This window comes from Paenirhodobacter huangdaonensis (assembly GCF_004022465.1).
In the GTDB taxonomy this organism is placed as follows: domain Bacteria; phylum Pseudomonadota; class Alphaproteobacteria; order Rhodobacterales; family Rhodobacteraceae; genus Rhodobacter; species Rhodobacter huangdaonensis.
Window position 1 is genome coordinate 207,265 of the sequence record NZ_SAVA01000002.1, and the last position, 14,593, is coordinate 221,857.

The following is a 14,593-nucleotide window of genomic DNA, read 5'->3' on the forward strand; positions in this document are numbered from 1 at the left end:
CCATGGCTTTCGATTACGCACGCGCGGCCAAATATTTCCTGCTGTTCGACTTCTTCAAGGGTTTCGGCCTGGGCATGAAGTACTTCGTGGCGCCCAAGCCCACGATCAACTACCCGCACGAGAAGGGGCCGATCAGCCCGCGCTTCCGCGGCGAGCACGCGCTGCGCCGCTATCCGAACGGGGAAGAGCGCTGCATCGCCTGCAAGCTGTGCGAGGCGATCTGCCCCGCTCAGGCGATCACCATCGATGCCGAACCGCGCGAGGACGGCTCGCGCCGCACCACGCGCTACGACATCGACATGACGAAATGCATCTACTGCGGCTTCTGTCAGGAAGCCTGCCCGGTCGATGCGATCGTCGAGGGGCCGAACTTCGAATTCGCCACCGAGACCCGCGAGGAGCTGTTCTACGACAAGGCCAAGCTTCTCGATAACGGTGCCCGCTGGGAATCCGAGATCGCCCGCAACCTCGAGCTGGATGCGCCCTACAGATGACCGAGGAATTCTCGAAACTCTTCAGCGCGATGATGGAGCAGGGGGCGGAGATGGCCCGCCTGTTCAACCCTGCTCTGGAAAGTTTCAACCCCGTCGCCTTCGAAAAGCTCATCCCCACCATGTCGAAGGACATGATGGAGATGTGGTTCGGCAAGACCTTCAACCGCGAGGGGCTGGATGCGCGCACGCGCCTGCTGGTGACGATCGCGGCGCTCACCGTGCTGGGCGCGCAGGCGGATGCACAGCTGCGTCTGGCCATCCGTCACGCGATGGAGGCGGGCGCATCGCAGCGGGAGATCGCCGAGGTGATCTTCCAGATGAGCATGTTCGGCGGCGTTCCCGCCATGACCCGGGCGCTGGAGATCGCGCGCTCGGTGTTTGACGAAAAATCGGGGGAAAACACATGACGGTGTTTGCATTCTACCTCTTCGCTGTGGTCGCGGTGGTCGCGGGCCTGATGGTGGTCCTGTCCAAGAACCCCGTGCATTCGGTGCTCTGGCTGATCCTGACCTTCCTCTCGGCCTCGGGGCTGTTCGTGCTTCTGGGCGCGGAATTCGTCGCGATGCTGCTGATCATCGTCTATGTCGGCGCGGTCGCGGTGCTCTTCCTGTTCGTGGTGATGATGCTCGACGTCGACTTCGCCGCGCTGAAGGGCGAGCTGGTGCGCTACATGCCGCTTGGTCTGCTGATGGGCGTGATCATGCTGCTGATGCTCGGCATGGGCTTCGGCGCCTGGCAGGCAGCCGACGGCGCGCAGGCGCTGCATGCGGCGCCCACCCCCGAGGGCGTGCAGAACACCGAGGCGCTCGGGCTGCTGATCTATGACAAGTACATCTACCTCTTCCAGGCGTCGGGTCTGATCCTGCTGGTTGCGATGATCGGGGCGATCCTGCTGACGCTGCGCCACCGCACCGACATCAAGCGGCAGAGCGTGATCGCGCAGATGCATCGCGATCCGGCGAAGTCGCTCGAGCTGGTGGATGTGAAACCGGGGCAGGGGCTGTGATGAGCTTTTGCGCAGAACGAAACGGGCAAGGGAAAACGGGGCACGCGCTCCGGAGGGACAGCGATGATCGGACTTGAACATTATCTGGGCGTGGCGGCGGTGCTGTTCGTCACCGGGATCTTCGGGATCTTCGTGAACCGCAAGAACGTCATCGTCATCCTGATGTCGATCGAACTGATGCTGCTTGCGGTGAACATCAACCTCGTCGCCTTCTCGTCCTTCTCGGGCGATCTGGTGGGGCAGGTCTTCACGATGTTCGTGCTGACCGTGGCCGCCGCCGAGGCGGCGATCGGCCTCGCGATCCTCGTGGTCTTCTTCCGCAACCGCGGCTCGATCGCCGTGGAAGACGTCAACGTGATGAAGGGGTAAGTGCTCATGGAAACGATCATTCTTCTGGCACCCCTTCTGGGGGCGGTCGTCGGCGGCTTCGGCTGGCGGCTGATCGGCGAGAAGGGGGCGATGGCACTGACCACCGGCCTTCTGTTCCTCGCCTGCGCGCTGAGCTGGGTCACCTTCCTCGGCTTCGACGGCATCACCCGCCACATCCACCTGTTCGACTTCATCCGCTCGGGCGCGCTCGACGTCAGCTGGGGGATCCGGCTCGACCGGCTGACCGCGATCATGCTGATCGTCGTCACCACGGTCTCGGCGCTGGTGCACCTCTACAGCTGGGGCTACATGGCGCATGACCCGGCCTGGGGCCCTGACGAGGCCTATAAGGCGCGCTTCTTCGCCTATCTGTCGCTGTTCACCTTCACCATGCTGGCGCTGGTGACGGCCGACAGCCTGGTGCAGATGTTCTTCGGCTGGGAAGGCGTGGGGCTCGCGTCCTATCTGCTGATCGGCTTCTACCACAAGCGGCCCTCGGCCGGCGCCGCGGCGATCAAGGCCTTCGTGGTCAACCGCGTCGGCGACTTCGGCTTCCTGCTCGGCATGTTCGCGATCTTCTACCTGACCGGCACGCTGAAATTCGACGAGGTCTTCGCGGCCGCGCCGACGCTCGCCCAGGAGAACCTCCACTTCCTGTGGCGCGACTGGAACGCGGCGAACCTGATCGGGGTGCTGCTGTTCATCGGGGCCATGGGCAAATCGGCGCAGCTGTTCCTGCACACCTGGCTGCCGGACGCGATGGAAGGCCCGACGCCGGTCTCGGCGCTGATCCACGCCGCGACGATGGTGACCGCGGGCGTGTTCCTGGTGTCGCGGATGTCGCCGCTTTATGAATTCGCGCCGCAGGCGAAGATGTTCATCGTCTACATCGGGGCCACCACCGCCTTCTTCGCGGCGACCGTGGGCCTCGTGCAGAACGACATCAAGCGCGTCATCGCCTATTCGACCTGTTCGCAGCTTGGCTACATGTTCGTGGCCGCCGGCGTCGGCATCTATTCGGCGGCGATGTTCCACCTGCTGACCCACGCCTTCTTCAAGGCGATGCTGTTCCTCGGCGCGGGCTCGGTGATCCACGCGATGCACCACGAGCAGGACATGCGCAACTACGGGGCGCTGCGCAAGAAGATCCCCTTCACCTACTGGATCATGGTGATCGGCACCCTCGCCATCACCGGCGTCGGCGTGCCGCTGACCTCGATCGGCTTCGCGGGCTTCCTGTCGAAGGACGCGATCATCGAAAGCGCCTTCGGCTCGGGTTCGGGCTATGCCTTCTGGATGCTGGTGATCGCCGCGGGCTTCACCTCGTTCTACTCGTGGCGGCTGATCTTCATGACCTTCTTCGGCAAGGAGAAGGGCGATCACCACACCCACGAGCACGCGCATGAAAGCCCGATGGTGATGCTGGTGCCGCTTGGCGTGCTGGCCATCGGCGCGATCTTCGCCGGCATGGTCTGGTACAACAGCTTCTTCGGCAACCATGACAAGATGCTTGCCTTCTTCGGCATGCCGCAGCACGAGGCGCAGATGGCCGAAGCCGCTGCAGAACCCGCTGTGACCGCGGAAGCCGTGACCACCGCGGCGCCGGCGGCCGAAGGCGATGCCGTCGCCGCGACCGAGGGCCATGCGATGGCCGAGGGCCACGCTCCGCAGGGCGCGATCTACATGAGCGAGGACAGCACCAAGGTGATGGAAGACGCCCATGCGGCGCCGGTCTGGGCCAAGGTCTCGCCCTTCATCGCGATGCTGATCGGTCTGACGCTGTCGTGGCTGTTCTACATCGTCAATCCGGCGCTGCCGGCGAAACTCGCCAAGGCGCAGCCGGGGCTCTACCGCTTCCTGCTGAACAAGTGGTACTTCGACGAGCTCTATAACTTCATCTTCATCCGTCCCGCCAAATGGCTCGGCGCCTTCTTCTGGAAGAAGGGCGACGGCGCCACCATCGACGGGGCGATCAACGGGGTCGCGCTCGGTATCGTGCCGGCGCTCACCCGCCTCGCCGGCCGCGTGCAGTCCGGCTATCTCTTCCACTACACCTTCGCCATGGTCATCGGCATCGTGGTGCTCATGTTCTGGGTCGTCCTGACCGGGGGGTCTCACTAATGGAAAACCTTCTTTCCATCATCACGTTCACTCCCCTGGTATCGGCGGCGATCCTGGCGCTGGTGCTGAAGGGCGGAACGCCCGCGGCGGACCGCAATGCGAAATGGGCGGCGCTGCTGATCACCTCGGCAACGTTCCTGATCTCGCTGTTCCTGCTTGGTGGCTTTGATGCCTCGAACCCCGGCTTCCAGTTCGTCGAGGACCGCGACTGGATCATGGGCCTGAAGTACAAGATGGGCGTCGACGGGATCTCGATCCTGTTCGTGCTGCTCACCACCTTCATGATGCCGCTGACCATCGCCTCGGCCTGGCATGTCGAGAAGCGGGTCAAGGAATACATGATCGCCTTCCTCGTGCTCGAGGGGCTGATGATCGGCGTGTTCACCGCGCTGGATCTGGTGCTGTTCTACCTGTTCTTCGAAGCCTCGCTGATCCCGATGTTCCTGATCATCGGCATCTGGGGCGGGCCGAACCGGATCTACGCGACCTTCAAGTTCTTCCTCTACACCTTCCTCGGCTCGGTGCTGATGCTGGTGGCGATGGTCGCGATGTACATGGATGCGGGCACCACCGACATCGTCACGCTGCTGACCCACAAGTTCCCGACCGACAGCTTCTCGGTGCTGGGCTTCCATATCGTCGGCGGCATGCAGACGCTGCTGTTCCTCGCCTTCTTCGCCTCCTTCGCGGTGAAGATGCCGATGTGGCCGGTGCACACCTGGCTGCCCGACGCCCACGTTCAGGCGCCGACGGCGGGCTCGGTGATCCTGGCGGCGGTGATGCTGAAGATGGGCGGTTACGGCTTCCTGCGCTTCTCGCTGCCGATGTTCCCGGTGGGCTCCGAGGTGATGACCCCGATCGTGTTCTGGATGTCGGCGATCGCCATCGTCTACACCTCGCTCGTCGCGCTGGCGCAATCCGACATGAAGAAGCTGATCGCCTATTCGTCGGTGGCGCACATGGGCTATGTCACCATGGGCATCTTCGCGGCGAACCAGCAGGGCGTCGACGGCGCGATCTTCCAGATGCTGAGCCACGGCTTTGTCTCGGGCGCGCTGTTCCTTGCGGTCGGGGTGATCTACGACCGGATGCACACCCGCGAGATCGACGCCTACGGCGGCCTTGCGGTGCGGATGCCGCGCTATGCGCTGGTCTTCATGTTCTTCACCATGGCGAACATCGGCCTGCCGGGCACCTCGGGCTTCATCGGTGAATTCCTCACCATGATGGGCACTTTCCAGGTCAACACCTGGGTGGCGCTGGTGGCGGCGACGGGCGTGATCCTGTCGGCCTCCTACGCGCTGTGGCTCTATCGCCGGGTCATCTTCGGCGAACTCATCAAGGAAAGCCTGAAGACGATCCAGGACATGAGCACCCGCGAGAAGGCGATCTTCGCGCCGCTCATCGCGGCGACGCTGATCCTCGGCTTCTGCCCGAACCTGATCCTCGACATCATCGGGCCCTCGGTGGCCCAGCTGATCCAGAACTATCACGCCAGCCTGCCCGCCGATCTTGCGGCGCTTGCCGGTCACTGAGGGAGAAAAAACGATGACTTCTGCGGATTTCTCCACGGTCCTGCCGGAGTTCCTGCTGGCCGTCTACGCGATGGCGGCGCTGCTCGCCGGCGTCTGGACCGGCAAGGACAAGGTTGGCCCGGCGATCCTTTGGGCGACGGTGGCGGTGCTGCTGGTGATCGGCTTCTGGATCGGGGTCGGCGGTTCGGGGGCGCGTGACGCCTTCGGCGGGCTCTTCCTCGACGATCCCTTCGCGCGCTTCTCGAAGGTCGCGATCCTGTTCTCGGCCGCGGCCATCCTCGCGATGAGCGCCGATTACCTCGTGCGCCGCGGCCTGCTGCGCTTCGAGTTCCCGATCCTCGTCGTCCTTGCCACCATCGGCATGATGATGATGGTCTCGGCGGGCGATCTGATGTCGCTCTATCTCGGGCTCGAGCTGATGTCGCTGTCGCTCTATGTCGTCGCCGCGCTGCGCCGCGACTCCGAGCGCTCGTCGGAAGCCGGTCTGAAATACTTCGTGCTGGGCTCGCTCAGCTCGGGGCTGCTGCTCTATGGCGCCTCGCTGACCTACGGCTTTGCCGGCACCACGAATTTCGCCGGGATCATCTCGGTGGTAGAGGCCGGCCACCTGCCGCTCGGCGTGCTCTTCGGCATGGTGTTCATGATCGCCGGTCTCGCCTTCAAGGTCTCGGCGGTGCCGTTCCACATGTGGACCCCCGACGTCTATGAGGGCTCGCCGACGCCGGTCACCGCCTTCTTCGCCACCGCGCCGAAAATGGCCGCGATGGCGCTGATCGCGCGCCTCGTCTACGACGCCTTCGGCCATGTGCCGAACGACTGGGGCCAGGTGATTGCGCTCCTCGCCGTCGCCTCGATGTTCCTCGGCGCGATCGCCGGGATCGGGCAGAAGAACATCAAGCGCCTGATGGCCTATTCCTCGATCACCCACATGGGCTTTGCGCTGATGGGCGTGCTGGCCGGGACCGAGGCGGGCGTGGAAGCGACGCTGATCTACATGTCGATCTACATCGCGATGAACGTCGGCGTCTTCGCCTTCATCCTGGCGATGGAGCGCGACGGCCAGCCGGTGACCGACATCTCGGCGCTCAACATGCTGTCGAAGGCCGAACCGCTGAAGGCGCTGGCGCTTCTGGTGCTGTTCTTCTCGCTGGCCGGTGTGCCGCCGATGCTTGGCTTCTTCGCCAAGTTCGCGGTGATCAAGGCGGCGCTGTTCGCGGGCTACACCTGGGTTGCGGTGCTCGGCGTCGTCGCCTCGGTGATTGCGGCCTTCTACTACCTGCGCATCGTCTACTACATGTACTTCGGCACCGAGACCGAGGCGCTCGACAGCCGGATGCCGGCGGTGCAATGGGTGCTGCTGATGGCTTCGGCCTTCGTCATGGTGGCGGGCGCGATGAACCTCTTCGGTCTCGAGGGCGCCGCGCAGGCGGCGGCAGCGGCACTTGTCCACTGATCGCACCGATTGGCCTGAGGGCGTGGCGCGCCACGTCCTCGGCCGGGTGGACAGCACCATGTCCGAAGCGGCCCGGCTGGCCCCGCACCTTGCGGGGCCTGCGTGGATTCTGGGCCTCGAGCAGAGCGGCGGCCGCGGCCGCCGCGGCCGGCCCTGGCGGATGCCCGCCGGCAATTTCGCCGCCACCTATGTCTTTCATCCGCAGGTGAGCCCGCAGCAGGCGGCGCTTTATTCCTTCGTCGCGGCGCTCGCGCTCGAAGAGGCGCTTGCCCGTGTCGCGGGGCCACATGCGCGGCTGTCGATCAAATGGCCGAACGACGTGCTCCTGAACGGCGGCAAGATCGCGGGGATCCTGCTCGAAAGCCTGGGGCAGGGCGGCCGGATCAGCCAGCTCGCGATCGGCATCGGCGTGAACCTCGCCGAGGCGCCCGATCCGACCACGCTCGAGGCGGGGGCGATGGCGCCGGTGAGCCTGCGCGCCGAGACCGGTCTGGTGATCGCGCCCGAGGAATTCCTGACCCATCTCGCCCTGGCCTTCGACCGGCTGGCGCGGCAATTCACCACCCAGGGCTTCGCGCCGATCCGTGCCGCCTGGCTGGCCCGCGCCGCCCGGCTCGGCGAGCGGCTGGTGGCGCGCACCGGATCGGAGACGCATGAGGGCATCTTCGAGACGATCGACGAGACCGGCGCGATGATCCTGCGCACGGCAGGCGGGCGGATGGCGATTTCCGCCGCCGAGATTTTCTTCTGAAGGGGGGAGAGATGCTTCTCTGCATCGACTGCGGCAACACGAACACGGTGTTCTCGATCTGGGACGGGGAGAACTTCGTCTCGACCTGGCGCATCGCCACCGACCACCGCCGCACCGCCGACGAGTATTTCGTCTGGCTCAACACGCTGAAGAAGCTGCATGACATCGACGGCAAGGTGACCGAGGCGATCATCTCCTCGACCGTGCCGCGTGTGGTGTTCAACCTGCGCGTGCTGTGCAACCGCTATTATGACTGCCGCCCGCTCGTCGTCGGCAAGCCGGGCTGCGAGCTGCCGGTGGCGCCGCGCGTCGATGCCGGCACCACGGTCGGGCCCGACCGGCTGGTGAATACGGTTGCGGGCTATGACCGGCACGGCGGCAACCTGATCGTCGTCGATTTCGGCACCGCGACCACCTTCGACGTGGTCGATGACGACGGCGCCTATATCGGCGGGGTGATCGCGCCCGGGGTGAATCTCAGCCTCGAGGCGTTGCATATGGCGGCCGCGGCGCTGCCGCATGTCGATATCACCCATCCGGAGCGGGTGATCGGCACGAACACGGTTGCCTGCATCCAGTCGGGCATCTACTGGGGCTACATCGGCCTTGTCGAAGGCATCGTGCGGCAGATCCGCGCCGAGCGCGACCGCCCGATGCGGGTGATCGCCACCGGCGGTCTCGCCTCGCTCTTCGATCAGGGCTTCGATCTCTTTGACAAGGTCGAAGATGACCTTACCATGCACGGGCTGCGGCTCATCAACGATTACAACAAGGGGCTTGGCGCGTGAGTGACCGTCTGATCTATCTTCCCATTGGTGGTGCCGGCGAAATCGGCATGAACACCTATGTCTACGGCTACGGGCCCGCAGGGAAGGAGCGGCTGATCGTCATCGACCTCGGCGTGACCTTCCCGGACATGGACAGCACCCCGGGGGTGGATGTGATCATGGCCGACAGCGCCTGGCTTGAACAGAACGCTGCCCGGATCGAGGCGATCTTCATCACCCACGCGCACGAGGACCACATCGGCGCGCTGCCGCACCTGTGGCCGCGGCTGAAGAAGACGATGTATGCGCGCAAGTTCACCGCCCGCATCGGCGCGCTGAAGATGGAAGAGGCGGGGCTGCCGAGCGACGTGCTGAAGGTCGTCGAACCGCGCCCGCAGGTGATCGAGGCCGGCCCCTTCAAGGTGCAGTTCGTGCCGCTGAGCCATTCGATCCCGGAAAGCTCGGCACTCATCATCGACACGCCCGTCGGCCGGATCGTGCACACCGGCGACTTCAAGCTCGACGGTTCGCCGGTTGTCGGCGAACCCTTCGATCCGCTGGTCTGGCACGAGATCGCGCATGAGGGGCAGGGGGTGAAGGTGCTGGTCTGCGACTCGACCAACGTCTTCTCGCCGTCGCCCGGCCGCTCGGAAGCGACGCTGGTCGAGCCGCTGCGCAAGATGATCGCGGAGCAGAAGGGGATGGTCGTCGCCACCACCTTCGCCTCGAACGTGGCGCGGCTGAAGACGCTCGCGGAGGCCGGCAAGGCCGCGGGCCGTTCGGTCTGTCTGCTTGGCCGGGCGATGAAGCGGATGGTGAGCGCGGCCGAGGAGACCGGCGTGCTGATCGGCATGCCCGGCACGATCTCGGCCGAGGATGCGGTCGAGGTTCCGCGCGAGAACCTGCTGCTGATCGTCACCGGCAGTCAGGGCGAGCGGCGCGCGGCGACGGCGCAGTTCAGCCGCGGCAAGTATCTCGGGCTCGAGATGAAAGCGGGCGACAGCTTCCTGTTCTCGTCGCGCGTGATCCCGGGCAACGAGCGCGGCGTGATCCGCATCATCAACGCCTTCTCCGAGATGGGGGTCGACGTGATCGACGATCACGACGGGCTCTACCACGTCTCGGGCCATGCCAACCGCCCCGACCTCGAGGCGGTGCACGACCTGCTGCGGCCGCAGATCCTGATCCCGATGCACGGCGAACACCGTCACCTGCGCGAGCATGCGAAGCTCGGCACGGCGAAGGGGATCGCCTCGGAAGTGGCGACGAACGGCACGATGATCGACCTGACCGGCCCGGCGCCGAAGGTGGTCGAATATATCGACACTGGCCGGATCTATCTGGATGGCTCGGTGCTGATCGGTGCGATGGATGGCGTGGTGCGCGACCGCATCCGGATGGCGCTGAACGGCCATGTGCTGATCACCGTGATCGTCGACGAGGATGACGCGCCGCTCGGCGACGCCTGGGTCGAGCTGATGGGCCTGTCGGAAGCCGGCCGCAACGGCGCCGATCTGGTCGAGCGGCTGGAGGACGAACTGGCCGAATTCCTCGAGCGCGCCTCGGCCAAGGTGGTGGCGAGCGACGACAAGATGGACGAGGCGCTGCGCCGCATCGTGCGTCAGGTGACGATGGAAGAGATCGGCAAGAAACCCGAGGTGACGGTGGTCGTCTCGCGTCTGATGGCGGAGTGAGGCGGGGGGATTCGCCCCGTCTCGGACGATGAGATCCGTCCTTCCGGCCGCTTCGAGGCGACCGGAAGGACGATTGTTCGGAGCGTATCTCCCGCTCCGGGCTTGATCATCCCTCGTGGCACCCCGCCCGAGTGGCAGCTTCGTAGCCACCATAGGAGGGGCGCGGCATGTCCGCGTGCAGTCAGCGGCATTCAGATTTAATCCAGTGATTTGTTGAGAAGGTTCGTTTTCCGCCTATGCTTTGAAGCTGAACCGCGACCCCGCCGTCATCTGTAACGAAGCGCGCGTCTATGCTTGATATGACGCTGCCCCCTGATTTCACGCTCAGGATCTGAGTCTCGGGTTTGCCAAGCTCAAGCGTCATCGAGAATACGAGCGCGGAAAACTCCTCCAGATCGCCGTCCAGTTGCTCTTGGATCGACATGATCGTGCCGTCGCAGACAAACATGGACAGTCTCGCCCCCTCGACGCTCCACACCCCTGGGAGGTCGGCGGAAAGAGGGGAAAGCTTCCATCCATTCTCGAGTGCATGCTGCTGCGCTGCTTTAAGCGAGCTTCCCAGCACAAAACCTCCGGGCCCTTGCAGGGGGACGGCATGGGCAAGGGATGCCACGAGCAGGCTGGGGGCAGCCCAAAGAAGCGCTCTCACGAGATATACCATTTTTGCGCTCCTTGACCCGATTGCACGATCATCGCGAAAAATGCAGCAGCGGCAACGCCCACCGAACCGACCTTCCTCAGCAGGCAGACATCTCTGCCCCCAAGGCACCCGGGACAAACGGGCAGCCCTTCATGAAAAACCCCGGGCAATGGCCCGGGGTTTTGCGTTTCCGATACTGCGGAAGGGATCAGCCTTCCGAGGTTTCCTCGACCTCCTCGGTCACCGTCGCCGGTTTCGAGGGGCGGAAGGGGCGCAGCAGGAAGTCGGGGACGTGATCGCCCATGCCGACGACGACGGGCCCGGTGTCGCGGTCGCGCGGGCGCGAGCGGTCCCGCTCGCGGCGGTCGTCACGACGCTCTTCCCGACGCTCGTCGCGGCGTTCCTCGCGCTTCGGCGCTTCGACCACCGGGGTCTCGACGACGGCCTCGGCCAGCACCGGCTCGACGACGGGCGCGGCGAGGCTCTCGTCACGATCGCGCGAGCGTGTGCGCGACCGGGTGCGCGAGCCGCTGCGCGAGGAGGAGGAGGAAGAGCGGCCGCCCTCCTTCTCGTCGTATTTCTTCGGTTCGCGCAGCGTGGCCTCGCTGAGGGTGAAGCCCTCGGGCACCTCGACGCGCGGAATGGTGATCTTCACCAGATGCTCGATCGCGGCGAGATACTTGTCGTCCGACGGCGTGGCGATCGAATAGGCGGTGCCGAGACGGCCGGCACGGCCGGTGCGGCCGATGCGGTGCACGTAATCCTCGGCGTGGCTCGGCAGGTCGTAGTTGAAGACGTGGCTGACCGCCGGAATGTCGAGCCCGCGCGCGGCGACGTCGGAGGCGATGAGCAGTTGCAGCTTGCCGTCGCGGAACGCATCAAGCGTCTTCGTGCGCTGGCTTTGCTCGAGGTCGCCATGGATCGGCGCGGCGTCGAAACCGTGCGATTTCAGCGATTTCGCGACGATGTCGACATCCGACTTGCGGTTGCAGAAGATGATCGCGTTGGTGCAGGCCTCGCCCTCGGCCTGGATCAGCGCGCGCAGCAGTTCGCGTTTCGCCTTGGCGGTCTGGTCCTTGCGCGGCGGCACGATCTCGACCAGCTTCTGGGTGATCGTCTCGGAGGTCGTCGCCTGACGGGCCACCTCGACGCGCACCGGGGCGTGCAGGAAGGTGTTGGTGATGCGCTCGATCTCGGGCGCCATGGTGGCCGAGAAGAACAGCGTCTGGCGGGTGAAGGGGGTGAGCTGGAAGATCCGCTCGATATCCGGGATGAAGCCCATGTCGAGCATCCGGTCGGCCTCGTCCACCACCATGATCTGCACGCCGGTGAGCAGGAGCTTGCCACGTTCGAAATGGTCGAGCAGACGGCCCGGCGTCGCGATCAGCACATCGACGCCGCGGTCGATGAGCTTGTCCTGCTCGCCGAAGGACACGCCACCGATCAGCAGCGCCTTGGTCAGCTTGGTGTGTTTCGCATAGAGGTCGAAGTTCTCGGCGACCTGTGCCGCAAGTTCGCGCGTCGGCGCCAGCACCAGCGAGCGCGGCATCCGCGCCCGGGCACGGCCGGTGGCGAGCCGGGTGAGCATCGGCAGGGTGAAGGAGGCGGTCTTGCCGGTGCCGGTCTGGGCGATGCCCAGCACGTCCTTGCCTTCGAGGGCAGGGGGGATCGCCCCCTCCTGAATCGGCGTCGGCGCCTCATAGCCTGCCTCTGCGACGGCCTTCAGCACATTGGGATCAAGGTTCAGTTCAGAAAACTTCGTCATTTGCGTCCTTGCGGCGTGATCGCTTCACGCGGTGGGGGGGGACGCAAATCTCCGGGCGTCCCGGGCGAGAGCCGCCGGGGTGCGGCTGGGAATTCCCCTACTGCAAAGCGCGGGAAACGTCAACAAACTGCACGAAAAATGCGTTTCTTGCGGGACGGGCCTGCGGGGGCGGCGGTTGACGGCGCGCGCGGGCTCTGGCAGGGGAAGAAGCAACAGAGGAAACCTGAAAATGAACCTGTTTGCCGAGATGCGCGCGGGCGTGATCGCCGCGCTGGACCAGATGACCGCCGAGGGCACGCTGCCCGAAGGGCTCGATTTCGCTGCCGTGACGGTGGAGCCGCCGCGAGATGCCGCGCATGGCGACATGGCGACGAATGCCGCGATGGTGCTGGCGAAGGCCGCAGGCAAGAAGCCGCGCGAGATCGCCGATGCGCTCGCCGCGAAACTTGCCGCCGATGCGCGCGTGACCGCAGCCGAGGTCGCCGGGCCGGGCTTTCTGAACCTGCGTCTCGCGCCGACGGTCTGGGCCGATGTCACCCGGGCGGTTCTGGCCGAGGGCACCGGTTACGGCCGCTCCGAGCTTGGGCAGGGGATCAAGGTCAACGTCGAATTCGTCTCCGCGAACCCGACCGGGCCGATGCATGTGGGCCACACCCGCGGCGCCGTTTTCGGCGATGCGCTGGCGGCGCTGCTGGGCTTTGCGGGCTATGACGTGACGCGCGAATACTACATCAACGACGGCGGCGCACAGGTGAACGTGCTCGCCCGCTCGGCCTATGAGCGCTACCGCGAGGCCAATGGCCTCGAGCCCGAGATCCGCGAGGGGCTCTATCCCGGCGATTACCTGATCCCGGTCGGCGAGGCGCTGAAGGCGAAATACGGCGACAGCCTGCTGAACAAGCCCGAAGAGGTCTGGCTTGCCGATGTGCGCGAATTCGCCACCGCCGAGATGATGGCGATGATCCGGGAGGATCTGGCGCTCCTGAACGTGAAGATGGATGTCTATTCCTCGGAAAAGGCGCTTTACGGCACCGGCAAGATCGAGGCCGCGCTGAAGCGGCTCGAGGATCTCGGGCTGATCTACGAGGGCGTGCTGGAACCGCCGAAGGGCAAGCTGCCCGAGGATTGGGAAGAGCGCGAGCAGACCCTGTTCCGCTCGACCGCCTATGGCGATGACGTCGACCGGCCGGTGAAGAAGTCGGATGGCAGCTGGACCTATTTCGCCCCCGACATCGCCTATCACTGGTCGAAGATCGAGCGTGGCTTCGATCAGCTGATCGACGTCTTTGGCGCCGATCACGGCGGATATGTGAAGCGGATGAAGGCCGCGGTCGCGGCGCTGAGCGAGAACCGCGTCTCGCTCGACATCAAGCTGATCCAGCTGGTGAAGCTCTACAAGAACGGCGAGCCCTTCAAGATGTCGAAGCGGGCGGGCACCTTCGTCACCCTGCGCGACGTGGTCGAGCAGGCGGGGGCCGACGTCACCCGCTTCCACATGCTGACCCGCAAGAACGACGCGCCGCTGGATTTCGACTTCGACAAGGTGCTCGAGCAGTCGAAGGACAACCCGGTCTTCTACGTGCAATATGCCCATGCCCGGGTCTCCTCGGTGCTGCGCAAGGCACGCGAGCTTGGCATCGACGTGTCGGATGCGGCACTGGCGGCGGCGGACCTCTCGGGCAGCACGCACGAGGCGGAGCTGGCGCTGGCGAAGAAGATTGCCGAATGGCCGCGTCTGGTCGAGATCGCGGCGCGCGCGAACGAGCCGCACCGGGTGGCCTTCTATCTCTACGAGATCGCCTCGGACCTGCATGCGCTGTGGAATCGCGGCAATGACGAGCCCGCACTGCGCTTCGTGCAGGAGGGCGATGCGGCCGCCACATCGGCGAAAATCGCCCTTGCCCGGGCCTGTGCCGTTGTCATTTCGGCCGGTCTTGGTATTCTTGGCGTGACCCCGGCGGAAGAGATGCGCTGAAGCGCGCCGCGCCGGGAGAGGCA

13 protein-coding genes are annotated in these 14,593 nt (G+C 65.2%); 11 read left to right on the forward strand and 2 right to left on the reverse strand.

Annotated features, from left to right (window positions below; genetic code table 11):
* Positions 1 to 2 precede the first annotated feature (2 nt).
* The 10 genes from nuoI to EOW66_RS04170 all read left to right on the forward strand — a co-directional run bounded on the left by nuoI (position 3) and on the right by EOW66_RS04170 (position 10,190).
* Positions 3 to 494, forward strand: a complete 492-nt coding sequence (nuoI, locus tag EOW66_RS04125; RefSeq protein ID WP_121531349.1) for an NADH-quinone oxidoreductase subunit NuoI — start codon at positions 3 to 5, stop codon at positions 492 to 494.
* Positions 491 to 901, forward strand: coding sequence for a carboxymuconolactone decarboxylase family protein (locus tag EOW66_RS04130; RefSeq protein ID WP_113901018.1), 411 nt, complete (start codon positions 491 to 493; stop codon positions 899 to 901). The genes nuoI and EOW66_RS04130 overlap by 4 nt, the downstream gene beginning before the upstream one ends.
* Positions 898 to 1,500 carry an NADH-quinone oxidoreductase subunit J gene (locus tag EOW66_RS04135; RefSeq protein ID WP_128155055.1) on the forward strand — a complete coding sequence of 201 codons (603 nt, stop codon included), beginning with the start codon at positions 898 to 900 and terminating at the stop codon, positions 1,498 to 1,500. Before EOW66_RS04130 ends, EOW66_RS04135 begins: the two co-directional genes overlap by 4 nt.
* Before the next feature lie 63 nt (positions 1,501 to 1,563).
* Positions 1,564 to 1,869, forward strand: a complete 306-nt coding sequence (gene nuoK / locus EOW66_RS04140; protein WP_113901016.1) for an NADH-quinone oxidoreductase subunit NuoK — start codon at positions 1,564 to 1,566, stop codon at positions 1,867 to 1,869.
* A 6-nt stretch (positions 1,870 to 1,875) separates the two neighbouring features.
* Positions 1,876 to 3,990 (forward strand): NADH-quinone oxidoreductase subunit L, encoded by a 2,115-nt coding sequence (gene nuoL / locus EOW66_RS04145; RefSeq protein ID WP_128155057.1) that lies wholly within the window; start codon positions 1,876 to 1,878, stop codon positions 3,988 to 3,990.
* The gene (locus EOW66_RS04150; protein WP_128155059.1) at positions 3,990 to 5,525 is read left to right on the forward strand and encodes an NADH-quinone oxidoreductase subunit M; all 1,536 of its coding nucleotides are present in this window, start codon (positions 3,990 to 3,992) and stop codon (positions 5,523 to 5,525) included. Before nuoL ends, EOW66_RS04150 begins: the two co-directional genes overlap by 1 nt.
* Before the next feature lie 13 nt (positions 5,526 to 5,538).
* On the forward strand, positions 5,539 to 6,978 hold the full coding sequence (gene nuoN / locus EOW66_RS04155) for an NADH-quinone oxidoreductase subunit NuoN (protein ID WP_128155060.1): 1,440 nt from the start codon (positions 5,539 to 5,541) through the stop codon (positions 6,976 to 6,978).
* A complete protein-coding gene (locus tag EOW66_RS04160; RefSeq protein ID WP_275402035.1) occupies positions 6,968 to 7,729 on the forward strand; it encodes a biotin--[acetyl-CoA-carboxylase] ligase in 762 nt (253 codons plus the stop codon). The genes nuoN and EOW66_RS04160 overlap by 11 nt, the downstream gene beginning before the upstream one ends.
* A gap of 11 nt (positions 7,730 to 7,740) precedes the next feature.
* Positions 7,741 to 8,517, forward strand: coding sequence for a type III pantothenate kinase (locus EOW66_RS04165; RefSeq protein WP_128155063.1), 777 nt, complete (start codon positions 7,741 to 7,743; stop codon positions 8,515 to 8,517).
* A gap of 47 nt (positions 8,518 to 8,564) precedes the next feature.
* Positions 8,565 to 10,190 carry a ribonuclease J gene (locus EOW66_RS04170; RefSeq protein ID WP_128155447.1) on the forward strand — a complete coding sequence of 542 codons (1,626 nt, stop codon included), beginning with the start codon at positions 8,565 to 8,567 and terminating at the stop codon, positions 10,188 to 10,190.
* Positions 10,191 to 10,371: 181 nt separating this feature from the next.
* Here the strand turns inward: EOW66_RS04170 and EOW66_RS04175 are convergent, their stop codons facing one another.
* Positions 10,372 to 10,851 (reverse strand): hypothetical protein, encoded by a 480-nt coding sequence (locus EOW66_RS04175; protein WP_128155065.1) that lies wholly within the window; start codon positions 10,849 to 10,851, stop codon positions 10,372 to 10,374.
* Positions 10,852 to 11,038: 187 nt separating this feature from the next.
* On the reverse strand, positions 11,039 to 12,595 hold the full coding sequence (locus tag EOW66_RS04180) for a DEAD/DEAH box helicase (protein ID WP_128155066.1): 1,557 nt from the start codon (positions 12,593 to 12,595) through the stop codon (positions 11,039 to 11,041).
* 229 nt (positions 12,596 to 12,824) lie between these two features.
* On the opposite strand from EOW66_RS04180, the gene argS reads away from it, so the two are divergent.
* Entirely contained in the window at positions 12,825 to 14,570 is a 1,746-nt protein-coding gene (argS, locus tag EOW66_RS04185) for an arginine--tRNA ligase (protein ID WP_128155068.1), read from the forward strand.
* Positions 14,571 to 14,593 lie beyond the last annotated feature (23 nt).